At 71.0% G+C, this 23,292-nt stretch carries 20 protein-coding genes; 8 read left to right on the top strand and 12 right to left on the bottom strand.

What is annotated here, in order from left to right; translation table 11 throughout:
- The 4 genes from P3L51_RS24265 to P3L51_RS24250 form a co-directional block, all read right to left on the bottom strand.
- Window positions 1–828: TIGR04222 domain-containing membrane protein (locus tag P3L51_RS24265; protein ID WP_354607393.1), on the bottom strand; the 828-nt coding region annotated here is incomplete at its 3' end.
- Between the two features lie 5 nt (window positions 829–833).
- Window positions 834–2,240, bottom strand: coding sequence for a multinuclear nonheme iron-dependent oxidase (locus tag P3L51_RS24260; protein ID WP_354607392.1), 1,407 nt, complete (start codon window positions 2,238–2,240; stop codon window positions 834–836).
- A 136-nt stretch (window positions 2,241–2,376) separates the two neighbouring features.
- The gene (locus P3L51_RS24255) at window positions 2,377–3,162 is read right to left on the bottom strand and encodes a DUF4142 domain-containing protein (protein WP_354607391.1); all 786 of its coding nucleotides are present in this window, start codon (window positions 3,160–3,162) and stop codon (window positions 2,377–2,379) included.
- A gap of 127 nt (window positions 3,163–3,289) precedes the next feature.
- Window positions 3,290–4,069 carry an aminoacyl-tRNA hydrolase gene (locus tag P3L51_RS24250; protein ID WP_354607390.1) on the bottom strand — a complete coding sequence of 260 codons (780 nt, stop codon included), beginning with the start codon at window positions 4,067–4,069 and terminating at the stop codon, window positions 3,290–3,292.
- A gap of 71 nt (window positions 4,070–4,140) precedes the next feature.
- On the opposite strand from P3L51_RS24250, the gene P3L51_RS24245 reads away from it, so the two are divergent.
- Window positions 4,141–4,818 carry an AIM24 family protein gene (locus P3L51_RS24245; protein ID WP_354607389.1) on the top strand — a complete coding sequence of 226 codons (678 nt, stop codon included), beginning with the start codon at window positions 4,141–4,143 and terminating at the stop codon, window positions 4,816–4,818.
- A gap of 144 nt (window positions 4,819–4,962) precedes the next feature.
- Entirely contained in the window at window positions 4,963–5,115 is a 153-nt protein-coding gene (locus tag P3L51_RS24240; RefSeq protein ID WP_354607388.1) for a hypothetical protein, read from the top strand.
- Between the two features lie 8 nt (window positions 5,116–5,123).
- Here the strand turns inward: P3L51_RS24240 and P3L51_RS24235 are convergent, their stop codons facing one another.
- Genes P3L51_RS24235 through P3L51_RS24220 form a run of 4 tightly spaced genes read right to left on the bottom strand, consistent with a single transcriptional unit; the run spans window position 5,124 to window position 12,018 of the window.
- Window positions 5,124–8,540 (bottom strand): SAV_2336 N-terminal domain-related protein, encoded by a 3,417-nt coding sequence (locus P3L51_RS24235; RefSeq protein ID WP_354607387.1) that lies wholly within the window; start codon window positions 8,538–8,540, stop codon window positions 5,124–5,126.
- 4 nt (window positions 8,541–8,544) lie between these two features.
- Window positions 8,545–9,537, bottom strand: a complete 993-nt coding sequence (locus P3L51_RS24230; RefSeq protein WP_354607386.1) for an AAA family ATPase — start codon at window positions 9,535–9,537, stop codon at window positions 8,545–8,547.
- Window positions 9,534–11,702, bottom strand: a complete 2,169-nt coding sequence (locus tag P3L51_RS24225) for a VMAP-C domain-containing protein (RefSeq protein ID WP_354607385.1) — start codon at window positions 11,700–11,702, stop codon at window positions 9,534–9,536. The genes P3L51_RS24230 and P3L51_RS24225 overlap by 4 nt, the downstream gene beginning before the upstream one ends.
- A 1-nt stretch (window position 11,703) precedes the next feature.
- The gene (locus P3L51_RS24220) at window positions 11,704–12,018 is read right to left on the bottom strand and encodes a trypco2 family protein (protein ID WP_354607384.1); all 315 of its coding nucleotides are present in this window, start codon (window positions 12,016–12,018) and stop codon (window positions 11,704–11,706) included.
- A 166-nt stretch (window positions 12,019–12,184) separates the two neighbouring features.
- Here P3L51_RS24220 and P3L51_RS24215 point away from each other — a divergent pair, with 166 nt between their 5' ends.
- The gene (locus P3L51_RS24215) at window positions 12,185–13,690 is read left to right on the top strand and encodes a class I SAM-dependent DNA methyltransferase (RefSeq protein ID WP_354607383.1); all 1,506 of its coding nucleotides are present in this window, start codon (window positions 12,185–12,187) and stop codon (window positions 13,688–13,690) included.
- Window positions 13,691–13,747: 57 nt separating this feature from the next.
- Here the strand turns inward: P3L51_RS24215 and P3L51_RS24210 are convergent, their stop codons facing one another.
- Window positions 13,748–14,590, bottom strand: a complete 843-nt coding sequence (locus P3L51_RS24210) for a polysaccharide deacetylase family protein (RefSeq protein WP_354607382.1) — start codon at window positions 14,588–14,590, stop codon at window positions 13,748–13,750.
- Between the two features lie 153 nt (window positions 14,591–14,743).
- Between P3L51_RS24210 and P3L51_RS24205 the strand changes: the two genes are divergently transcribed.
- The 3 genes from P3L51_RS24205 to P3L51_RS24195 all read left to right on the top strand — a co-directional run bounded on the left by P3L51_RS24205 (window position 14,744) and on the right by P3L51_RS24195 (window position 18,320).
- A complete protein-coding gene (locus P3L51_RS24205; protein WP_354607381.1) occupies window positions 14,744–15,253 on the top strand; it encodes an NfeD C-terminal domain-containing protein in 510 nt (169 codons plus the stop codon).
- Window positions 15,254–15,433: 180 nt separating this feature from the next.
- Window positions 15,434–16,882, top strand: coding sequence for a flotillin family protein (locus P3L51_RS24200; protein ID WP_354607380.1), 1,449 nt, complete (start codon window positions 15,434–15,436; stop codon window positions 16,880–16,882).
- 160 nt (window positions 16,883–17,042) lie between these two features.
- Window positions 17,043–18,320 carry a S1 family peptidase gene (locus P3L51_RS24195; protein WP_354607379.1) on the top strand — a complete coding sequence of 426 codons (1,278 nt, stop codon included), beginning with the start codon at window positions 17,043–17,045 and terminating at the stop codon, window positions 18,318–18,320.
- Window positions 18,321–18,392: 72 nt separating this feature from the next.
- Here the strand turns inward: P3L51_RS24195 and P3L51_RS24190 are convergent, their stop codons facing one another.
- The 3 genes from P3L51_RS24190 to zapE form a co-directional block, all read right to left on the bottom strand.
- Window positions 18,393–19,757, bottom strand: coding sequence for an alkaline phosphatase PhoX (locus tag P3L51_RS24190; RefSeq protein WP_354607378.1), 1,365 nt, complete (start codon window positions 19,755–19,757; stop codon window positions 18,393–18,395).
- A gap of 152 nt (window positions 19,758–19,909) precedes the next feature.
- Window positions 19,910–20,335, bottom strand: coding sequence for an OsmC family protein (locus tag P3L51_RS24185; RefSeq protein ID WP_354607377.1), 426 nt, complete (start codon window positions 20,333–20,335; stop codon window positions 19,910–19,912).
- Between the two features lie 82 nt (window positions 20,336–20,417).
- On the bottom strand, window positions 20,418–21,527 hold the full coding sequence (gene zapE / locus P3L51_RS24180; protein WP_435594514.1) for a cell division protein ZapE: 1,110 nt from the start codon (window positions 21,525–21,527) through the stop codon (window positions 20,418–20,420).
- 281 nt (window positions 21,528–21,808) lie between these two features.
- Between zapE and P3L51_RS24175 the strand changes: the two genes are divergently transcribed.
- Together P3L51_RS24175 and P3L51_RS24170 are read left to right on the top strand one after the other, a co-directional pair.
- Entirely contained in the window at window positions 21,809–22,654 is an 846-nt protein-coding gene (locus P3L51_RS24175) for a pyrimidine reductase family protein (RefSeq protein WP_354607376.1), read from the top strand.
- 152 nt (window positions 22,655–22,806) lie between these two features.
- A partial coding sequence (locus tag P3L51_RS24170) for an indole-3-glycerol phosphate synthase (protein WP_354607375.1) occupies window positions 22,807–23,292 on the top strand: 486 nt, incomplete at its 3' end.

Below are 23,292 nucleotides of genomic sequence, written 5' to 3'. Positions count from 1 at the left end.
GGAGCCTCCGCCTCCGTCACCCGAGCCACCGCCGTCCCCGAAGCCCGCGCTCGCGCACCACACCACCGTCGCGGCGGCCAGATGCGGCGCCGGCTGGAAGTCACGACCCGCCCGCATACCCCTCGCGGCCGTCAACTGCTCCCGCAGCAAGGTGTCGTCCAGCGCCATGTGTCCGTCCACGGCGATCTGGTGGGCGGGTGTCGTGACGTAGGCGTACGTGGTGCGGAACCGCAGCCGGGCCTTGATTCCGGCGTTGGTGAGCCGCCGCCTGGCCACGACGGCGCAGACGATGCCGGAGAAGATCCCGATGAACGCGAGAGGCAGGTTCGGGATGACCGCCACCGAGCCGGTGTTGATGAGCAGGATGATGGACAGCGGGATCACGGGCAGGCACAGGATCGCCTGGATCACTCCCCAGCGTGCCCACAGACGGGTCTTGTCGGCCGGTACCAGCAGCCCCCGCGCCGCCAGGGCGTCGCCGACGTCCTGCACGGCGCGGCTGCGCATCACCGCGAGGCGCAGCGAGTGCAGCGCGCCGTGCGGCGCCAGCGCGTGCTCCTGGATGACGGCGAGTTCCACCGGGTCACGCGCGACATCGCTGTAGATGGCGACGAGTCCCGGGCCGCCGATGCCCAGCCGCCCGTCCGCGTGCATGGCGACGATGGCGGTCTCGGCGACCCGCCCCGGACCGCCGCCGAGGAAGGCCACCTCCATGAGGTCGTGGACCTTGCTCTCGCCGCCGCGGGAGCGGAGGCGGATCACTCCGATCACGAGTGTGACGAAGGACAGGGGGATGGCTATCCGGAGTGCGGTCACGAGTGTGTCCATGCCGGTCACCGCCCCACGAGTACGGAGCGGGCGGCACGCACCATACGGGTCGCGCGGCGCGGCGGGTGCGCCCCGGAGCGGTCCCGCCACCACTGGGTCAGCTCGCGCCGCGCCGCCGTGTCCTGCGGCAGGTCGGCGATCAGCAGGTGCTCGGCGAAGTCGAGCGCGTCGCGCCGGTAACCGGCGCGCATGGGGCGGGACTTGGCGTAGGAGAGAAAGGCGGCGCGGTAGCCGTCGCCGAGGATGCGCGGCAGCTCGGGCGCCACCTTGGCGACGACCTCCGCCCGCTTGGCGGCGAGGGCGCGGCTCTGCACCCCGAGCCGCCGCGGGTCGAACCCCTCGGGCGCGGGGGTCCCGGCGACGAGGGCGGACAGGAGGGAGGTCTGGGCGAGGGCGAGGCGCTCGCGGGCCGGGTCGGTGGGCGCGGTGGCCGCTCCGGTGGCCGGTTCCCTCACCGCCTCCACCTCAACTGCCCCGCCAGGTACCGCGGTCGGGGTCGAATCAGGGCCCGGCCCCGCGAGCGTGGCGCGGATCGTGTCCAGTTCCGCCGCCAGCTCCGCGGTCGGCGGGAAGTTGTCGTCCCGTTCCAGCAGGACACCCGGCGGGGAGACGCGCGAGCGCAGTTCCGCCAGTATGTCGAGCACCGGCGCGCCGACCGGGTGCGCGTGGGTGTCGTGCCAGACGCCGTCGCGTTCGACGCCGCCCGCGACGTGCACGTACGCGATGGCCTCGACCGGCAGTTGGTCGAGCGCGGTCGCCGGGTCCTCGCCGCGGTTGACGTGGTTGGTGTGCAGGTTCGCCACGTCGATCAGCAGCCGTACGCCCGTACGCCCGACCAGCTCCGCAAGGAACTGACCCTCCGTCATCTCCTCGTCCGGCCAGTTGATCAGCGCCGCGATGTTCTCCACGGCGAGCGGCACGGGCAGGGAGTCCTGGGCGATCCGTACGTTCTCGCACAGCACCCGCAGCGCGTCCTTGGTGCGGGGGACCGGCAGCAGATGGCCGGCTTCGAGCGCGGGGGACGCGGTGAGCGGGCCACCGGCCCGTACGAAGGCGATGTGCTCGGTGATCAGTGGCGAGCCGAGGGCCTCGGCCCGCTCCGCCAGATCGGCGAGGCGCTTGGCGTCGGGCCGCCCGGCGCCCCCCAGACCGAGGGAGACGCCGTGCGGGACCACGGTGACACCGCGTGCGCGCAGCCGGACGAGCGAGTCGGGAAGGTGGCCGGGGCAGAGATTCTCGGACACGGCCTCGACCCAGTCGATGCCGGGCAGCGCCTCGACCGCTCCCGCGATCTCGGGCCGCCAGCCGATGCCGGTCCCCAGCTTGCCCGGCTTCCCCGGATCCGCCGGCTCTCCCCGACTTCCCGGATCCTTCGTGCTTCCCAGGTTCTCCCGCTGTGCCACGTGGCTCATGAATCTCCCCCTCCTCCGCGCCTCGGCGAGTGCCGGTTCAGGGGTATTGGCCCCGCCGGGTGCCGGTGAATCCAGAGGAGGGGACGTTCAGAGCATCATTTGAGGTTCCCGCCGCAGACGGACGGCCCGCCGGAAGTCACGGCGTCGCCTTGATGCTCGGCGGCGGACGGTTGGTGTTGACGGCCGTCGGCGCGCCCGGCTGCGTGGACGGCCGGGAGGTGAAGGAGCTGTCCCCGGTCGGTGACGCGGCCGGCGGCGACGGCGGCGGGTTGCCGTTCGGCGGCGGCGGACCGGTGGGGCTTGCGGTCTTGGTGCCCGCGGCCTCCCGCGCGATGTTGTCGAAGTCGACCAGCCCGGTGGCCTCCAGCATGGTGATGTGGTCGAGGACCGTCTGGTTGGTGTCGGTCGCCAGCTGTCTTATCAGGGTGTTCCGGGTCGTATGTCTGACCTCGGCCACCAGCGCGAAGACCTTGCCGTGGGCGTTGCGCAGGAGGTTGGCGAACTTCCTGTCGTACTCGGCGCCCGTGGCCGCCGACAGCTCCCTCAGCCAGCCCTGTTGCAGCTCGTTGGGCTGGTTCGGCAGCGCGACACCGAGCTTCGCCGCCACGTCGCGCGCGCGGGCGTCGAGGTCGGAGTGGCCGACGACGAGATGGTCGCCCGCGTCCTTGATGGCCTGGCTGGGGGCCCGCTCGATCGCCTGCTGTCCGGCGGGCAGCTCCCACAGGCCCGCGAGCCGCACCTTCACGAGGAAGTCGCGGTCCGTCGCCGAGAGCGGGCCCCACTGGGTCGCCACGCTCGATGCCGCGAGATTCGCCTCCCCCGTGCCGGAGCGGTCGGCGTACGACCAGACAGGAAAGGCGAGCGCCCCTACCGTCGCGACGAGTGCCGCGATGATGAGTGCCGTGCCGTTGATACGTCGCAACAAAGTGTCTCCCGGGCCGATGTGCCACCGCGTACCACCGCGTACCGCTACAGAATCAACCGCTCACCGAGCGGTCGTTCAACCTACTTAGCGGTATTGAGAGATACGAATCTCGGCGCGGGAGTGTTCAACGCCGCAGCGCGGGATGATCCGCGACCACCGTGCTGGAGCCGGGCGCGATCTCCGTGAAGCCGGCATCACGGACCAACGGCAGCCCACCGCTGGTCAGTCGGCGCCAGCGCGCGGCGTCCGGAGTACGTACGGAGAGCGGGAAACCGGCCTCCTGCCACGCCTTGCGGTCCGTCTCCGACAGCTCCCACCAGGCGAGCTGCGCGCCGTGTCCGGCCTGGGCCATCGCCTTGCCCGCCGACATGGCGAGGCCGGGGCTGAGCCACAGCACGGGGGCCGACAGGTCGGCGGCGGGCGGGGCCCCGGGGTCGTCCAGGTCGGTGCCGGAGACCTGGAGCTTCGCCAGCTCCTTGGGCCACCCGTCCAGCGGGACCGGCGGGAAGACCCGTACCTCCGCGTACGGAGCGAACGCGGCGCCCTCCGGCGCCTCGGCGGCGGCCCCGGGGCTGCTGATCGTGATTCCCGGCAGCTGGGACGCCTTCCGCCACTCCCCGCCGCGCGCCCTGCGGACCACCTTGCGGATCCGGGCGTCCTGCCAGTCCCGCATCACCTGTGCCCACTCGCCCTCACCGGTCGAGCGCTCGTCGGCGAGCATGACGAGTACGGCGCGGGCGGCGGCCTCCAGTGCGTCGGTACGGGTCGGCGGCGCCGCCTTCTCGATCCGCACCACCAGCGGCAGAACGAACTGCGGGGCCTCGTCACGCGCGGTCCGCTCATCCCGGAACGGGCTGTCGGCCGGTCTGTCCGCCCCGGTGCCGGCGGTGTCGTCGATGCTCACGGGGCAAGTGTGCCAGTCCGGACTTGCCGGGCTGTTGGCGGAATGGGCACCTCCGGGTGACCATGCTCCGCATGAAGAGCGATCTCTTTGCCACCGAGAACATGGCGCAGCAGGCGACCACCCCCGGGATGAGCCTCCAGAACGCCAAATCCGTCAAGTACGCCGTCAACGGCGAGATGCACGCGCGTCAGGGGTCGATGATCGCCTTCCGCGGCAATCTCCAGTTCGAACGGAAGGGCCAGGGCATCGGCGGGATGCTCAAGCGCGCCGTCACCGGCGAAGGGCTGCCGCTGATGGCCGTGAAGGGCCAGGGCGAGGCGTGGTTCGCGCACGAGGCGGCCAACTGCTTCATCGTCGACATCGACCAGGGCGACGCGCTCACCGTCAACGGCCGCAACGTCCTGTGCTTCGACTCCACCCTCTCCTACGAGATCAAGACCGTGAAAGGCGCCGGAATGACCGGCGGCGGCCTCTTCAACAGCCTCTTCAGCGGCTACGGGAAGCTCGCCATCATCTGCGAGGGCAGCCCCATCGTCATCCCCGTCACCGCGCAGGCCCCGGTCTACGTCGACACGGACGCCGTCGTCGGCTGGAGCGCGCAGCTGGGCACCTCGCTGCACCGCTCGCAGTCCGTCGGGTCGATGATCCGCGGCGGTTCCGGCGAGGCCGTCCAACTGATGCTCCAGGGCGAGGGTTTCGTCATCGTCCGGCCGAGCGAGCTGACGCCGACGAAGGCGTCCGGGAGCTGACGCACGCGTGGAACCGCGAGGAGTGGGCCGCCGGTACGGTGCCGGCTGCCCCTCGGTGCCGCGCGGCGTCGACCTCGTACTGCCGTCGCTGTCTCCTGGGGACCCCGGCGCGGCTGAGTGCGGCCGTTCAGTACGCTCGGCCGTATGGGAGACGCAGCCATCGGTACCGAGGTCGTCGTGTACGCGGACTGTGTGCACTGCGGTGAGCCGACCGAGTACCCGGAATCGGTCAAGGGCAGCACGCTGTGCCCGGTCTGCGAATGGCACGAGGCCCAGCGGACGGCCTGCTCGGGGTAGGAGGGCCGTCAGGTCGCCGTGGGCGGGTTGTCGCTGTCCGAGTCCTGGAGCCAGGACCGGACTCTGAGCGATTGCTCAAGGTCCTCTCGATGCAACTCGGGTCGTGTCGCGGCCAGCGTGCGACGAATCTCCAGTGCCTCGTGCAGTGCGGCGAGAGCCTTGCTCCGCCGGCCCAGGTCACCCAGTCGAACGGCCAGGTTGTTCAGGCTTGAGGCAAGCGCCGGGCGGTATGCCTCCGGATACTGGGCAGCCCGTTCCCGGTACAGCTCGACGGATTCGGCGATCGCTGCGAAACCCTCTTCACGCCGGCCGACATCACCCAACCGGTTGGAGAGATTGTTCAACGCCCTGGCGACTTCGGACTCGTAGGCGCCGGGTTGGCCGATGGCCAGTTCCCGGTAGAGCCCGACCGCTTCGGTGATCACGGCGAGCGCGTCCTCCCGCAGACCGAGATCGCCCAGCCTGTTGGACAGGTTGTTCAGAGTGGTGCCGAGGCCGGCCCGGTAGTAGTACGGGTCTTCGTCGGCCAGCGCCCGGAAATGCTGTACGGCCTCGGTGATCGCGGCGAGGGATTCCTCCCGTCGGCCGACATCGCCCAACCGGACGGACAGGTTGTTCAATCCCCGGGCGAGGTCCGGGCGGCCGGCGGTGGGATACCGGAGAGCCAGTTCCCGGTACAGCTCCACGGCCTCGTTCATGGCGTCGAGCGCTTCGTCCCACCGGCCCAGGTTGCTCAGCTGGTTGGAGAGGCGCTTCAGACTTGAGGCGAGTTCAGGGTGGTAGGCATCAGGCTGCTGCCGCGCCAGCTTCCGGTACCGCAGCACGTCCCCCTCGACAGTGTCCGGGGCGAAGGCGTCGACCAACTCGGCGGCGGTGGGCCGGCCGGCGGGGTCCCGGTCCAGGCAGTTCCACAGCACCTCGACGATGCGCGCGTCGATCCCCGACGCGGCCAGCGTCCCGCGTGCGTCCGCGTCGGGCCGGAAGTCACTCCACCGACCGGTGGCGAAAGTCAGGAGCAGTGCGCCCACCGAGTACATGTCGCTCTCCCGGGTCGGCCCGGGACTGTCGTCGAGCGCGTCGAGATAGCTCTCGCTCCGAGGGAAGTGGTCGAGGTAGTTGCTGTGCGCACCGTCCCGTGTCGCCGTCATCCAGCCGATGAGCCGAACGCCGTGGGCGGTGACCAGCACCGTCCTCGACGCGAGCGTCCCGTGCACCAGGCCGACGCTGTGCGCATGGCGTATCGCGCGGGCCAGGTCCTCGCCGACACGTCGGAAGAGATCGTCACTCACCGGTCCCCGGTGCTCGTCGAAGAGAGCACGCAGGTTCGGGGCGGACCCGGAGCCGGGGTCGTCGTCCCGACGGCTCACGTAGGAGGCGGCCAGCCACGGGGGGTCCTGATAACCGTCGACATTCGAGTCCAGCAGCCTCGGAGCGTGCGCACCCCGCATCCGGTCCAGGCAGTCCGCCTCCGTGCGGATCAGTTCGAGTGCCTGCCGGGGGTCCATGGAGTAGAGGGGGGAGGGCGTGCGTACGAGCACGGTCGTACCGTGCTCGTTCTGGGCCAGGTAGATGCCCGGGTCGTCCCAGCCCCACGTGCTGCGGGCGTAGAGCCGGTAGCGTCCGAGCCGCTGAGGGTCGCTCCGCAGGATCTGCGACCAGCCCGGCGGAATGTCCGGCGGCCGGACCTCGGGCCGTACGTCGGGCCGTACGTCGGATCCGGCCTCGGACCGTACGTCGGATTCGACCTCGGGCCGTACTCCGGGCCGTGCTCCGGGCCGTGCTCCGGGCCGGACTTGGGGCCGGACGCCGGATCGGCCCTCCGGTGGGTCGATCCGTCCGGTGCCCACCGGCGGGACACCGAGTCGTTTCAGCAGCCGTTCCTTCAGATAGCCGAAAGGGCGCTCGGTGTCTTCGATGACGGCGGATCCGTCCGGATGACCCACCCACGCCGGGAAGTTCGAGGAGCGGCCGATGGTCGCCTCCAACCGCCGCGTGACTGCCCGCGTGGTCCGCAGCAACTCCTCCGGCGAGAGGGCGCCGAGGAGGATCCGGCGGGCCTCGTCCGAGAAGTCGAAGAGCTGGTGCTGGGGGAGGCGGGTCGGCCCGGGGGCCCTGACCTGCCGCATCAGGCCGCCGAGAAGCACCTCCACGATGTGCCCGTGGTCCGTGGGCGGTCCGAGTGCGTTCTGGACCAGGCGCATCACCGGTGGGGTGACGGGAGCCACCGCCGCCAGGTGGGCCGCGAGCCGGTACGCCTCCGGGGAGCCGGCTTCCCGGAAGCTCAGGACGGCGTCCGCGGTGTCGGTGTGGCGCGTGTCGGCGAAGAGCCGGCCGGGGGTGGACGTGCCGGTGTTCCACAGAGGGAGCAGCGCGGTGGTCCCGGGCGAGGCGATCAGCCGTGCCCAGCCGGCGACGGCGGCGGGGGAGGGTTCGAGGACCGGCACGGGGACCGAGTCGAAGGTGACCAGATCCGGCGGCAGGACCGGGTCGGTGACATGCCAGGCGGTGGTCGGGCCGCCGCGGCGGTGCGTGGAGACCTGCCAACGCCGGGTCGTGATACCGGAACTCACCCAGAGGCGGGTGGGCAGCGCGTGGACGACGGCGGTCGGGCCGCAGCGCGCCCAGAGGGTCATCGCCTCGCGCATCCGGCCGTTCCACCATGCCTCGCCGACACCGTCGCTGATGACGAGAACGAGCGTGTCTCCGGTGGGGTCGCTCACGCTCCCCGGTGTCTGGTGGGGTCCCTTGTTCCCGTAGGGGCGGGTGTTGAGGAGCGGGGCATGGGCGCCGCGGGTGTCCAGCCCGTACACGCGGATGTCGCGGAACGCCCCCGCGCGTTCCATCAGCGTGCGCACTTCGGTGGCGAGGCGCTGCCAGAGAACCATGGAGACACCGTCGTCGACCAGCAGGGCGAGGGAGAGCCAGCGGGTTCTGACGGGACGGGTGACGGTTTCGGGAAGTCCCGTGTCGGCCATGGCGGCCACGGTCCGCCCGACGTCCAGCTCGTGGCGGCGATGGTCGGGGAACCGCTGGCGCAGTGGGCGCAGGGACTTGCCGAGCCGGAGCTCCCGGGCGCCGAGGAGACGGCTGTCGGGCGCCCGGACGGCGAGCGCTCTGCGAGGTGCCGAATCCGCCTTCCCGCCCTTGTCCGTCCTGGTGGCCGCTCGCAGGGGGAGTTCGGACGCGGAGTTCCGCGACGGCTCCGAGCCCGGCCGGTCGGCAGGCGCGGCGGGAGGCGGGTCCCGCGTGGGACGTGGGCTCTCGTCGTGGGGGCCGGACTGCCGGCGGTGCGCGGGCGGGCCTGCCCGCGCCAGGGGCGCGGCGTCCGGCGGAAGGTTCCCGGCCAGCCACAGGACGTCGAGAAGTTCCTCGTCGGAGAGGACCACCCCGCTCTTGGCCAGTACGTCCTTCAGGCGACCGAGCATGTCGTCACACCGCTCCGCCGAGTTCGTGCAGGACGGCGTCGAGAAGGCGGCCGGCGTCGAGACCGACGCCACCCTTCCGTAGGAAGACGGCGTTGAGGAGTTGGTCGGTGGCCAGTTCACCGGGCGCCCGGCGGTTGAGGAATGCCTCCAGCAGATCGTCCACGTCGTTGAGTGCTTCGTCGCCGAGGTGTGCGGCCACGATGTCCCGCAGCCGCTGTTCGTCGGGTTCGGGCAGGTCGAGCCGGACGCAGCGTCTCAAGAAGGCGGCGGGGAAGTCGCGTTCGCCGTTGCTGGTGATGACCACGACGGGGAACTCGCGGCAGCGGATACGGCCGCGCTCGACGGGTGCGGGGTGGTCGGGGTCGTTGGTCTGGACCTGAACCGGGGGGTGGGTGTCCGGCAGCCTGGCCAGTTCCGGGATCGTGAACTCGCCTTCCTCGAAGACTGTGAGGAGGTCGTTGGGCAGGTCGACGTCGCCCTTGTCCAGTTCGTCGATGAGCAGTATCCGGGGGCGTTCCCGGGGGACGAGGGCGTTGCCCAGAGGGCCGAGGCGTACGTACTGGCCGATGTCCGGTTCCGGGTCGTCGGAGTTCCGGTGGAGGTTGGCCTCGCGCAGCCGGCCGACGGCGTCGTACTGGTAGAGGGCGTCCTGGAGGGCTGAGCGGCTGTTGACCGGCCAGTGCAGGACACGGCCCAGGGTCAGCTCGTGCGCGATGGCGTGGGCGAGGGACGACTTGCCGGTGCCCGGGTGGCCGTTCACCAGGAGGGGACGACGCAGGTGGAGCGCGGCGTTGACGATGTCCGCCTCGTCGGCGCCGATGAGATACGGCCGGGGACGGGAGACCCGCTGTCCTGTCGGCTCCTCCGGGTCGAACCGGCGCCATGGCGGCGCCGCGGGGAACGCGACCTCGCCCGCGGTCCCGTTTCCGTGGAACAGCCGCCAGTCGGGGGCGGGTTGCGGATCAACGCCGCCGGTTCCGGAATCGGTGGACGTCATGAGACATGAACTCCCTTCCGAGGATCCCTCAGTTGCAGCGACTCGGGCTTCGGGTGGCCGCTCTGTTCTTCCCAGACCAGGGCGGGGCGTGCCGTCGCCGCCGGGGCGTCGAAGGCATTGCTCCGGAAGACGCGTACGCGCTCCGGGAGTTCGGCCAGGGTGCCGGCGGGTTCGAGTTGCCGTAGCTTCGTGGCGTCCTCGTAGCCCTCGGCCGTACGGTCCCAGAGGACCACGGGGACCCCGAGTGCGAGGCAGACTTCGAGGAACGCCACCCGCTGTTCGCGGGGACCGTGGATGACCACTCGGGTGGCGTCGCGGTGGCTCGTCTCCAGCATCACCCGGAGCTGACTCCTGGTCGCGCAGTTCTTGTCGGTGACCAGCGGCGCCGGATGCGCGCTCCGCCAGCGGCGCCTCTGATGACCGTCGCGGGTCTTCACGAGCGTGCTCATGTCGGGGCAGCTCAGGGTCATCCGGAACTCCGCGCCGATCGGCAGGTCGGGCACGATGTCGTCGGGTGCCCCGGGGTTCCATTCGTCGACGGCCAGATGCAGGCCCTGCCGGTCGACCAGTACCGTCACCCAGGGCACATGATCCTCCTGGCCGGGTTCGTCGGCCGCGGACTCGACCGCCGCACGCAGGCACGCGGCGACTTCCTCCGGTGTTCGCGGTACGGTCTCCGACTCGTGGAGCAGGACGTGCGTGCCGTCCCGGCGGGCGACGAGGATCCGGCAGACGTACCGCTCGTCCGGGAGCGCCTGGACACCGGTCAGCTCCAGCACCACCCGCGACACCGGCGATGTCTGCCGGGCGGCCCACTGGCGGGCGTCCTCGCGCCGCTCGGCGAGTGCGGTCGGGTGAATGCCCGTCCGGACGGCCACGCCGGTGCTCCACTCGCGCAGCTCCGCCGCTTCCTCTCCTCCGACGGCCGCCGCCACGTATTCGACCAGCCGCAGCAGGGCGGGGACCCGAGGCGTCCCGTCCGGCACCTGCTCACTGTCGGACATCGACTCCAACTCCTCGACGACCTGGGCGAGTTCGTCGACCGTCAGATGAGTACGGGACAGAGCCTCGGGAAGGCAGGCGTAGCGCAGGGCCTCGCCCGCGGAGCGGGGAAGCAAGGTGGGGCGTTCCTTGCATATGCGGCTCAGCGGCGGCAGGAGGCTTTCGTACTCCGCCAGGGAGAGCAGTGAGCCGAGTCCCGCGGCGCGCGCCCGGGTGAGCAGGGCGGTCAGCCGGATTCGGGTGGCGTCGTCGGTGACAGTCGGCGCGAGAGTGCCGCTGAGCGAGGCGAGCGCGCGATGGTGTCCCGCGAACAGCGCCATGAGGTCGGCGACGGAGGGCGCGTATCCGGTGGGGACCTGGTAGCCCAACTCGCGGGCGAGCGAACGGGCATGGAAAGAGCAGGTCTCCGGGGTGCCGAGGAAGTGCCACAGCGACCGTTCGAGATCCTGCTCGGCGGGCGTACGGTCGGCGGGTGGCCGGGCTTCGGGCAGGGACGCGCCGATGTCGACCAGGTGGGGCGGACCGTCGGCGTACCGCCGGAGGAGAGCGTCGAAGTCGCTGTCCTGGACGAAGGCGTGCGCCGGGAAGGCGCGCAGGCGGCGGTTTCCGTAGGACTGATCGTCCTGGATCAGCACACCGACGAGGTGGTCCTCGCAGAAGACGGCGGCCCCGGAGGCCCCTCCCCAGGCTCTCCGGCCGTCGGCGCGCGGGTCGGGCGCGGGCTTCTGGTCGAGGACGTAGAGATCGCGGGAGCCCGAGGACAACAGGGGCAGCTGTCCTCGTAAGTGTTCGACCTCGCGCTCCTCGTCGGCGGTGGCCAGGGGGAATCCGAGCCCCTCGTAGGGCAGCGGCGCCTTGCCGACGGGGTGGCCCCAGCGGACAGGGCCGTCCGGCACCTCCACCGCGTCCTGAGTGAGCAGGAGCGCGACGTCCAGGCCCCGCGGGTGTCTCCAGACCACGGTGGCCCCGGTGCGTACTGTCGCGCCCTCTCCGGGGTGCCCCACCCGGAGCTGGATCCGCGGCCAGTCGGAGTCCGTGTCCCTGTCCTCGATCACATGCCGGGCGGTGAGTACCAGACGCGGGGCGATCAGATAGCCGGAACCGACACTTCGACGCCGGTCCGCCGTGCCACTGCGGATCAGCGCCAGTCTGCGCGGATCCATCTCACTCCTCGTCCCAGGAGCCGGTCCCGCCGTCGCTGATCTCGGGGCCGGTCCCGCCGGCGGCGCGGTCCCGGACCGACAGCCGCAGTGTCAGCTTGTGGGTGCGCACGGTTGTGTGCTCGGCGCCCACGCCGACGGTGGCGACGCCGAAGGTGAGCTTGCCGTCCCCCTTGCCGCTGTCGCGCAGTTCGAGCAGCAGCTCCAACTCGGCCTCTTCGACGCCGAACGCGAACTGCTGGCCGGCGCCCAGGTCCTGCGCCTGGTACAACTCCTGCCGCAACTCCTCGACAGCCGCGGCCAGACCGATACTCGCCATGCCAACTCCCCGCGCCGCGCCCCGTGCCCCGTGAAGGAACTAATGACCCGTCACATTACAGCTTCCCTGAGACATACCCGTGAGTTCGGGCATAACCTCGAAAGTCCCAAGGATGGGCAATTGCCCCCCGCGCTCACCGACGGCTGAAGGAGACGGTCCACCCGCCATGTCACCGAGCGAGAGGAATCCCGTCCGCCCGCCGCCACCGTTCGGCGCCTCGACCACCCAGGAGATCAAGGCCGCCCTGTGGCAGGCCGCGGACAGGCTGCGCGGCTCCGTGGACGCGGCGGAGTACAAGGAGTACGTCCTCGGCCTGATCTTTCTGAAGTATGTCTCCGACGCCTTCGAGGAGTACCGCTCTGAGCGGCGGGAGCGGCTCGCCGCGGAGGGGTTCGACGAGGACCGCTTCGCCGAGGGCCTGGAGGAAAGGGAGTTCATCGAGGCCGGTGTCATCTGGGTGCCCAGGACCGCCCGTTGGTCGTGGATCGTCGCCCGCGCGAACACCACGCGCGTCGGCGAACTCATCGACGAGGCCATGAACGCGATCACGGAGGCGAACCCGTCACTGGCGGGCGCCCTGCCGACGATCTTCCGCCGTGGCACCGTCGACCAGCGGCGCTTGGCCGAAGTCGTGGACCTCATCGGCAGGGTCCGCATCGACGGCACGTGGGACAGGTCGGCGCGGGACGTGCTGGGCGAAGTGTTTGAGTACTTCCTCGACAACTTCGCCCGTGCGGAGGGAAAGCGGGGCGGCGAGTTCTACACGGCCCGGTCCGTCTGCCGGCTGGTGGTGGGGATTCTTGAGCCACGCCGGGGGCGTGTGTACGACCCGGCCTGCGGCTCGGGCGGCATGCTCGTTCAGGCGGACAGGTACGTGGAGGCGCATGGGGGGAATCCGCGCGAACTGGCGTTCTACGGCCAGGAGATCAACGAACGGACCTGGCGCCTGGCCAGGATGAATCTCGCCGTCCACGGTATGGAGGGCGACCTCGGCGCTCAGCGGGGCGACACCCTCGCGGACGACCAACACCCGGAACTCAAGGCAGACTTCGTCCTGGCCCACCCACCGTTCAACGTCTTGGACTGGGCGCGGAACGAGGCCGACCCGCGGTGGGTGTACGGCGTCCCCCCACCGGGAAACGCCAATTACGCGTGGCTCCAGCACGCGATCTCCAAGCTGAGTGAGCGGGGCACGGCCGGCATTGTCCTGGCGAACGGCTCAATGGCTTCCCGGTCGCCGAGTGAGCGGCAGATCCGGCGAGCGCTTGTCGAAGCCGACCTGGTGGCCTCCGTCGTGGCGTTGCCGGGGCAGTTGTTCCACTCCACACAGATCCCCGCCTGCCTCTGGGTGCTGACGAAAGACAAGTCGGCCGACCGCAGAGATCGGATCCTCTTCATCGATGCCCGCGAGATGGGAGTGATGGTCAGCCGTACGGAGCGCGAGCTGAGCGACGAGGATCTGGCGAAGATCACCGGGAGCTATCACATGTACCGCGATGAACCCGGCTTCTGCGTCTCGGCCGGCGTCGAGACGGTGCGGGAGCACGAGTACGCCCTGACGCCCGGCCGGTACGTGGGTGCCGCTCCGGTCCGGGCGGAGAGCCCGGAGAGCCCGGAGCCCAGGGCGGGGACGGAGAGGCTGACGAAGGATCTGTACGGGGTGTTCAACTAGGGTCGGCAGAGGTCCCGTACCCCGTCCGTCTCCGGTCCGCGTCCCTGGGTCCGTCCTTCATCCGCCCTTCATCAGCTCGGACACCTTGACGAAGCGGTAGCCGCGCTCGCGCAGCGCCGGCACGATCTTGCGGACCGCCTCGTCCGTCACCGGTGCCGCGCTCGTCGTGCAGTGCATGACCACCAGTGAGCCGGGGCGTACCGCGGCGAGTACCTGCTCGGCGACCGCGTCCGCGTCCGTCGCGAAGGCGTCCCCGCTCACGACGTCCCACTGGACCGCGGTCAGGCCCGCCGGGGCCAGGGTCCGTAGCGTCGACTGGTCGTAACAGCCGCCGGGGAAGCGGAAGTACGGCACCACCTGGCGGACCCCGGCCTTGCGGAACGCGCCGAAGGCCCGCTCCACGTCGGCGGCCATGTCCTTCTTGCCGAGTACCGGGAGCCCGTGGCAGTCGGCCGTGAAGGAGTGGTGGCTGTACGAGTGGTTCGCGACCTCGAACAGGGGGTCGGAACCGATCTCTCTCGCCTGGAACGGGTACTCCTCCGCCCACCGGCCGGTCATGAAGATCGTCGAGGGGACTTCGAGGCGGCGCAGCGAGGTGATCAGGGTCGGGTTGTCGAAGCGCTCGCCCCGGGCTGCGCGCGGCCCCTGGTCGGACGTCATGTCCGCGTCGAAGGTGAGCGCGACGGTCTTGGGCGCCGTCCTGGCCCGGGTCGTGCCCGGGGGGTCGGCGGCCCGCAGAAAGACCGGCGTCACGGCCGGGCGTTCGGGCCCGGCGGGCTGCCGCGCGGCGGCCTTGGGGGAGGGCTTGCCCGTCAGGCGGGCGTCGGTGTCGGTTCCGCATCCGACGAGGACGGCCCCCAGCGCGGCGACGGAGACGAGTCTCAGAACATATCTAGGCATACAGGGAAAATATATGACTAACTGTTCATCCTGTGGTTCCGGCACTCGAAGATTGCCGGAACGCGGCACTGCTCGCCGTGACGGACCGTGAGAAAATCTCCTCCCATTCAAGGGTTCTAGGGGGACCGGCGAGAGCCGGGGGAGGGACGACCCATGGATGTGTTCCTCGGTCTCGGTGTGGCGGGTGTGGTCCTGCTGGCCGTGGCGCTGATCTTCGACGGCATCTTCGAGGGCCTGTTCGGCGGGGTGCTCGACGGCCTGTTCGCGGGGCTGCTGTCACTGCCGGTCGTGGCGGGATTCGTCGCGATGCTGGGCTTCGGCGGCGCCATCGTGCTCGGTACGACGGACCTCGGTGTCGGCCCCGCCATCGCCGCGGGCGCCGTCGCCGGTGCCGTCACCGGCTGGCTGGCCTGGAAACTCAGCCGTGTGCTGATGCGCGATCAGACGGACGCCACGCCACGGGGAGCGGACCTCCTCGGTACGTCGGGATCCGTGGTCACGGCCATTCCCGTCGGCGGCTACGGCGAGGTGATGCTCCGGGTGGCGGGGCAGCCGGTCAAGTTCGCCGCGAAGAGCGCGGTGCCCCTGGCGCGGGGCGCCGAGGTCTGGGTGGAGTCGACGCTGTCGTCCACCTCGGTCGGGGTCCGGCCCGTCGAGCGCTGATCCACGCCGTCGGCCTCACGGACCACGGACTCGGCCGACTCGGAGAACGGCCGAACGGACCGGGTGAACCGAGCGGGCGAACCGACCGGGCGAACCCGTCAACCGACGAACCGCCGCGCGGATACCGGCGTCCCACAGGTGCGGCGTCCACCACTCGTACGTCAACAGGGGGCAAACCATATGAGTCCAGTGATCATCGCGGTGGCGGGAGTCGTCGTACTCCTCGTCCTGCTCGGTCTCGTCGTCATCACCCGCTACAAGGTCGCGGGGCCCAGCGAGGCATTCATCATCACCGGCCGCCGGGGCAAGTCGTCCACGGACCCGGTCACCGGCCGGGTCAGTACCGACAACAGCGGCCAGAAGGTCGTGGTCGGCGGCGGCGTCTTCGTCGTCCCGTTCGTCCAGCAGAAGTTCACGCTCGACCTGTCCAGCCGGCACATCCCCGTCGCCGTCCGGGGCGCGGTGACCCTGCGCGGTGTCAAGGCGCATCTGGAAGGCGTCGCGATCGTCAAGGTCGGCGGCAACGAGGACGCCATCCGCGCCGCCGCCCAGCGGTTCCTGCGGCAGCAGAAGGGCATCGTCGGCTTCACCCAGGAAGTGCTCTCCGGGGCGCTGCGCGCCATCGTCGGCCGGATGGCCGTCGAGGACATCATCCGCGACCGCGCCGCCTTCGCCGGTCAGGTCGCCGAGGAGGCCGAGGCGAGCCTGTCCGGGCAGGGCCTGATCCTGGACGCCTTCCAGATCCAGGACATCACCACCGAGGGCTCGTACCTGGAGGACCTGGGCCGGCCCGAGGCCGCCCGCGCCAAGCAGGAGGCGGACATCGCCGAGGCCATCGCCAAGCGGGCCTCCGAGCAGGCCAGGCTCAAGGCGGCCGAGGAGATCGCGGTGGCCGAGCGGACCTTCTATCTGAAGCAGGCCGAGATCAAGGTCGAGACCGAGGCGGCCAAGGCCAAGGCCAACGCGGCGGGACCGCTCGCCGAGGCCGCGCGCCAGCAGGAAGTCCTCGGCGAGCAGGAGAAGGTGGCGCAGCGTCAGGCAGCGCTGACGGACCGTCAGCTCGACACCCAGGTGCGCAAGCCGGCCGACGCCGCCCGCTACCAGGCCGAGCAGGAGGCCGAGGCCCGCAGAATCGCGCAGGTCAAGGAGGCCGAGGCGGACGCCGAGCGGTCGCGACTCACCGGTGAGGGCGAGAAGCTGCGCCGTGCGGCACTCGCTGAGGCCGTACGGATCGAGGGTGAGGCGGAGGCCGACGCCATCGCGGCGCGCGGCACCGCCGAGGCCGGGGCGATGCAGAAGAAGGCCGACGCGTTCGCCCAGTACGGCGACGCGGCCGTGCTCCAGATGCTCGTCGAGGTACTGCCGGCGGTCGTGGCCAACGCGTCCGAGCCGCTGAGCGCCATCGACAAGCTGACGGTCATCTCCACGGACGGTGCGAGCCAGCTCTCGCGCACGGTCACCGACAACGTCGCGCAGGGCATGGAACTGCTGACGTCGACCACCGGGGTCGATATTGCCGCGCTGCTCAAGAGCCTCTCGCAGAAGACGAGTTCGACCGACCCGGCCAAGGCCGGGGCCGGGACGGTCAAGTCGTCGGAGAGCAACAAGAAGATCGAGATAGGCGGCTGACGGTCCATCAGTCAGGGGTTCGTGAGGGGCGTGTGAGGGGCCGGCCGGGCCGTTGTCCGGCCGGCCCCTCTTACGTCATCTGCCGGCTCCGCTGAACACAACTCGCGCCTCGCCCGTATCAAGGGGCCGGACTCCGTAATCCCCCACAGGAGGCGACGAGTTGAGTCACAGGCGAATATCCAAGGGCAAGGCCGTTCTCGCGGGAGCCGGGGCGGTGGGCGTCGCGGCAGCGGCCATCCTGCTGCCGAACGCCAACGCGTCACAGTCCGGCACGGACGACGGTGCGGGCGGCGGCGCGGGACAGAACCCGAGAACGGTCAGTGCCGCGTCGGCACCGGAACTCGTCGCGCGGCTGTCCTCACAGCTCGGCGAGGACTACGCGGGGGCGTACTACGACGCGCAGAAGAAGCAGCTCGTGGTGAACGTCGCGGACGGCGCCGACAGCGGTGAGTCGACCCGGCAGGTGCGCGCCTCCGGCGCCGTGGCGAGAAGCGTGAGCAACAGCATGGGCGAACTCCGGTCCGCCACCGGCACGTTGACCCGGGACGCCACCATCCCCGGCACCGCGTGGGCCGTCGACCCCCGGACCAACCAGGTCCTGGTCACCGCCGACACCACGGTCACCGGCGAGCGCTGGGACACCCTGGAGTCGACCGTCCGCTCGCTGGGCGACGGCGTGGCCCGCATCCAGAAGTCGGCGGGCGAGTTCAAACCGTTCCTGGAGGGCGGCGACGCCATCTTCGGCGGTGGCGCCCGCTGTTCGCTCGGCTTCAACGTCACCACGCAGGACGGCACGCCCGGATTCCTCACCGCCGGTCACTGCGGTGTGGCGGCCGAGCAGTGGTCGGAGGAGCAGAACGGCGCGGCCGTCGGTACCGTCCAGGCCGCGACGTTCCCCGGCGACGGGGACTTCGCGCTCCTCACCTACGACGACCCGGCCACCGAAGCGCCCAGCGAGGTGGACCTCGGCGACGGGCAGACCCTGCCGATCGGGCAGGCGGGCGAAGCCGCCGTGGGCCTGGAGGTCGTCCGGATGGGCAGCACCACCGGTCTCGCCGACGGTTCTGTCACCGGGCTCAACGCCACCGTGAACTACGCGGAGGGTTCCGTCAGCGGTCTCATCCAGACCAACGTCTGCGCGGAGCCCGGCGACAGCGGCGGCCCGCTGTTCACGGCGGACGGCACCGCGATCGGCCTGACGTCGGGCGGCAGCGGTGACTGCACGTCGGGCGGCGAGACCTTCTTCCAGCCGGTGACGACGGCGCTGACCGCGGTGGGCGCGGAGATCGGCGCGGGCGGCGCGGGTGCGGGTGACGCCGGTGGCGACGCGGGTGGCGCGGCCGACGACGCCGGTGCCGGAGCTGCTGACAACGGCATCGGCATCGGCAACGGAAGCGACAACGGCAACGACGGCGTAGAGGTCGGGCGCGACCACTGACCGCCGAAGCTCTCCCCGATCGCCGGACGGGCCGGCTGTGAAGCAGCCCGTCCGGCGATCCAGGATCCGGTCCTAGCGCCAGGGCCCCGTGACCGCGAACGTCTTCCCCGGCGTGTAGGAGTTCACATACATCGTGTCGCCGTCCGGTGCGAACGTGACCCCCGCGAACTCACCCCACTCAGGCTCCTCCGGCGTCCCGATGTTCTCCGCGCCGCGCGCCATCTCGTACAGCTCGCCGTGCCGCGTCAGCCCGTACACGTGCTGCGCGCCGCCGCCGTCCTCGCACACCATCAGGCCGCCGCTGGGCGCGAGACAGATGTTGTCGGGGGACTCGCCCGGCAGCTGGATGTCGGTGTCCGGGCCGAAGGCGATCACCAGCGTGAGCCGGCGCCGCTGCGGTTCGTACTTCCACACCTGACCGTAGTGGTCGGCCGCCGAGCCCTCCGCGCTCTTCGCGAAGCTCGACACGAAGTACACGGACCGGTCGCCCCAGTAGCAGCCCTCCAGCTTCTGGGCGTGCGTGATGCCCTTCTTGCCGAAGTCCTGGAGCCGGATGGGCGTCTCCTTCGCCTGTGTGTCGGGCACGGGCACCCACTCGACACGGTCGAAGCTCGCGCCCGGCTCCTGGATGACCGACAGGTCGGGTACACCAGGGACGCGCATGGCCTCCAGCGTGCCTCCCGCGCGCAGTGACCCCAGGCCGCCGAGCGGCTTCTCGGGCAGGAAGCGGTAGAAGAGGCCGAAGGGCCTGTCGAACGCGTCCTCCGTCTCGTACACGACGCCGGTACGCGGGTCGATCGCGATGGCCTCGTGCTGGAAGCGGCCCATCGCCTTCAGCGGTACGGCGCCGGTACGGTGCGGATCGGCGCCGTCGACCTCGAAGATGAAGCCGTGGTCCTTGGTGTAGCCGTTGGTGCCGGCCTTGTCCTCGGTCTCCTCGCAGGTGAGCCAGGTGCCCCAAGGGGACGGCCCGCCCGCGCAGTTGACGGCGGTGCCGGCGATGGCGACGCGCTCGCCGAGTACGTTGCCCCGCCCGTCCAGTTCGAGCGCCGTACAGCCACCCTTGCCCATCGGGTCGTACGTCAGACCCTCGACGGTCGGGACGCCGATCCTGGCGTTGGCCCTGTTCTCGTGGTTGCGGACCAGATGGACTCGGCCGCGGCGGCCGGCGAAGGCCGCCATGCCGTCGGGATTGCTGGGGACTTCGCCCTCGCCCGAACGGAGCTCGTCGCCCGTTCTGGACAGGACGCGGTAACGGAAACCCTTGGGCAGATCGAGCAGGCCGTCCGGGTCGGGTACGAGCGGGCCGTAGCCGCTGCGCCCCATTTCCTGTGCGACAGCGGTGCCGGCGAAAAGCTCCGACACCGCTCCGGTGAACGCGATTCCGGCGACCGATGCTGCTCCGGTGGCCAGGACCTGACGTCGTGTTGCGGACATGAGGCAACTCCCTGTTGGCGGACAGGAGACGTGACCCGCACGTGTGTATCACGGGTGTCGTGCACACGTGAACCGTGCGGGCCACTGGGCCTTATGTGTCGCCTGGTATGTCCTGAGAGATCAGCGGTTCAGCGGAACCGCGGATCCGAGCTTCAGGCCAGCGACGCGGTGAGCGTGATGCTCGTGCCCGCGAGCGCCTGGCTGACCGGGCAGTTGACCTTCGCGTCCTCGGCGGCCTTGACGAAGCCCGCCTCGTCCAGACCCTCGACCTCGCCCTGCACGGTGATGTGCACGCCGGTGATGCCGGTGCCGGGCACCAGCGTGACCTCGGCCTGGGTGGTCAGCTTGGTCGGCGGGGTGCCGGCCTTGCTGAGACCGTTGGACAGGGCCATCGAGAAGCAGCTGGAGTGGGCGGCGGCGATCAGCTCTTCCGGGCTGGTCTTGCCGTTCGCCTGCTCGGCGCGGGAGGCCCAGGAAACCGGCTGCTCGGCGATGCCGGAGGAGTCGAAGGTGACGACGCCACCGCCCTTGAGGAGGTCGCCTTCCCAGACGGTGTGTGCCTGGCGCGTGGTAGCCATGGTGATGGGAACCCTTCTGTATCGGGCACGCGAGAGCCGATCGATCGCACCTCGCGCACCGCACATCGTTACGGCTCCGAACTTACTCGGCGAGCAGGCCCTTTGCGTCGCGTGCCAGCGCTGTGAGACGTGAGATCGCGCGGAAGTACTTCTTCCGGTAACCGCCGTTCAGCATCTCGTCGCTGAAAAGCCGGTCGAAGGGGAGTCCCGAGGCGAGGACCGGTATCTCCCGGTCGTACAGCCGGTCGGCGAGCACGACGAGCCGCAGGGCCGTCGACTGGTCGGGCACCGGGCCCACGTCCGTGAAGCAGGCCACTCGCAGACCCTCCGTCAGCGCGCCGTAGCGGCTGGGATGGACGGTGGCGAGGTGGGCGAGGAGAGCGGGGAAGTCGTCGAGGCTGGCGGCCTCGGTGGCGTGCGCGGCACGCGTCACCTCCTCGGTGGTGAGCGGGGCGGGGGCCTCGGGCAGTCCCCGGTGCCGGTAGTCCTCGCCGTCGATACGCAGCGGGCGGAAGCGCGCGGAGAGCCCCTGGATCTCCCGCATGAAGTCCGCGGCGGCGAAGCGGCCCTCGCCGAGCTTGCCGGGGAGCGTGTTGGAGGTCGCGGCGAGCGCCACGCCCGCCTCCACGAGGCGGCTCAGCAGGCTCGATACGAGGACGGTGTCGCCCGGGTCGTCCAGCTCGAACTCGTCGATGCAGAGCAGCCGGTGGTCGCCGAGGGTCCGTACGGTCTGCTGGAAACCGAGCGCGCCGACGAGGTTCGTCAGCTCCACGAAGGTGCCGAACGCCTTCTGCTCGGGGGCGGCGGGGGTGGCGTGCCAGAGCGAGGCGAGGAGATGGGTCTTGCCGACGCCGTAACCGCCGTCGAGATAGACGCCGCGCGGGCCGGGGCGGGCCGCCTCGGGCTTCTTGGCGAACCAGCGGCGCTTGCCCTGCCGGGCGTCCGCGTCCGCGCCGCCGAGCCCGGCGGCGAACGTGCTCAGTACGGTGACCGCCTCGGCCTGGCTGGGCTGGTTCGGGTCGGGGGCGTACGTGGCGAACCGTACCGAGTCGAAGCGCGGCGGCGGCACCATCTCGCCGACCAGCCGCTCGGCGGCGACCCGCGGCTCCCGCGCGCAGAGGGAGAGGGGACCGGGGCGCGGCCCGGTCGCGGGAGTGGAGGTGGACGCCGGTTCGGCGGGGGAGGCTGACACGGTGCCCAACTGTAAAGCGTGCGGGGGGCGGGTTCCTCGCCACGGCGACGGGGCTCGGCATGGCGGTCGGGCTCGCGGGTCGTTCGCCCTCGCCCTCGCCCTCGCCCTCGTCCGCGTCAGCCGCCCGTCGCGTCGGCCGGGAGACTGTGTCCACGAGGCCGAGGTGGGGGAGCCGACGCGACAGCGAGGCGTGGCGCTGATCGTATGTACCCCGCGCGGGACCGGCGCGCGGGTCTCGCGGCGCACAACCGCGTGCGACCGCGCATGTCAGACTGCTGCGCATGCGACGCCTGTTCCCCGTGACCGATCAGACCGCACCCGCACCCGCACCGGCACCCGCGCCCACACCCGCACCCGCACCCGCCGTCCGCCCCGAGGACCCGGCAGCCCCGGCAGACCTCGCGGACCGCGAATGGGCGCTGGACGAGCTGGCCGAGGCGTACGCGTACCCCGACCCCGTCGAAGGTGCCTGGCTGCGCGCCAACATGGTCTCCACGCTCGACGGTGCCGCCCAGCACGACGGCCGTTCGCAGGCCATCTCGTCCGACGCCGACATGCGGATCTTCGGCACCCTGCGAGGGCTCGCGGATGTCGTCCTCGTCGGTGCTGAAACGGTTCGCCTGGAGGGCTACCGCCCCGCCCGCGCCCGCGATGCCTTCGCCGCGCGGCGCGTCGCCGCCGGGCAGTCGCCCGCGCCCGCCATCGCCGTCGTGAGCGCGAGCCTGAACCTGGACTTCTCGCTTCCGCTCTTCACCTCACCCCTCGTGCCGACCCTGATCCTGACCGGCGCCGCCGCCTCCCCCGACCGGATCCGCGACGCCGAGAAGGCGGGCGCGCGGGTGATCGTCGCCGGGGACGGGCCCGGCGTCGAGCCCGACCGGGCGGTCACGGCCCTGGCGGAGATGGGCCTGGTGCGGCAGCTCACCGAGGGCGGCCCCCGGCTGCTCGGCCAGTTCGCGGCGGCAGGCGTCCTGGACGAACTCTGCCTGACCGTCTCCCCCCTGCTCACCGTCGGCAGCGCGCAGCGCATCACCGGCGGACCGGCGCTGCCGGACCCGGAACGCTTCGCCTTGGCGGCCGTACTGGAGGAGGCCGGGTTCCTTTTCACCCGATACCGTCGGATCTGACATTGGGCGGAATTTGCCGTTCCGCTTAGCTCCCGCTGGGCACACTTACTCACGCAGGCTCACGCACACTCACGCAGACCCCGTGCGGACACGGGGAAGGACGGTTTCCGCAGCGGGCCTCACCGGCCCCTGAACGACGAAGGGCGCCTGTCGTGTTCACAAGCGTATTGATGATCGAGAAGCCCCTGTCGTCCGTGGACGTCGAATTCGTCACCACGCTCCACGGCGCCGAGGACGTCTCCTTCATCCTGCTCATGCAGCCCCGCGGTGACCAGGCGGACGCGCTGCTGCGCGCCATCGACGACGTGGCGTTCGGGGAGCTGAAGGAAGCCGGCCGCGAGGGCGACGAGCCCGAGGGGGCCGAGGCCCGCGGTCCGGCCGAGCGGGCGCTCGCCCACTCGCTGGCCGTCCTGCGGGCGGCGGGCCGTCAGGCCACCGGACTGGTGGTCGAGAATCACCCGCTGGACCACCTCAAGTCCGTCGTCGAGGAGGCCGCGGCCGACGAGGTGATCGTGCTCACCGAGCCCCATTACGTGGAGGAGTTCTTCCACCGTGACTGGGCCTCGCGCGCACGCCACAAGGTCGGCGTACCGGTGCTCAAGCTTTTCGCGCACGGTGCCGAGGACGACGAGCTGTCT

The sequence above is a fragment of the Streptomyces panacea genome, from assembly GCF_040560175.1.
GTDB classification, from domain to species: Bacteria; Actinomycetota; Actinomycetes; order Streptomycetales; family Streptomycetaceae; genus Streptomyces; species Streptomyces panacea.
This window is presented reverse-complemented; position numbering and strand designations above follow the sequence as displayed.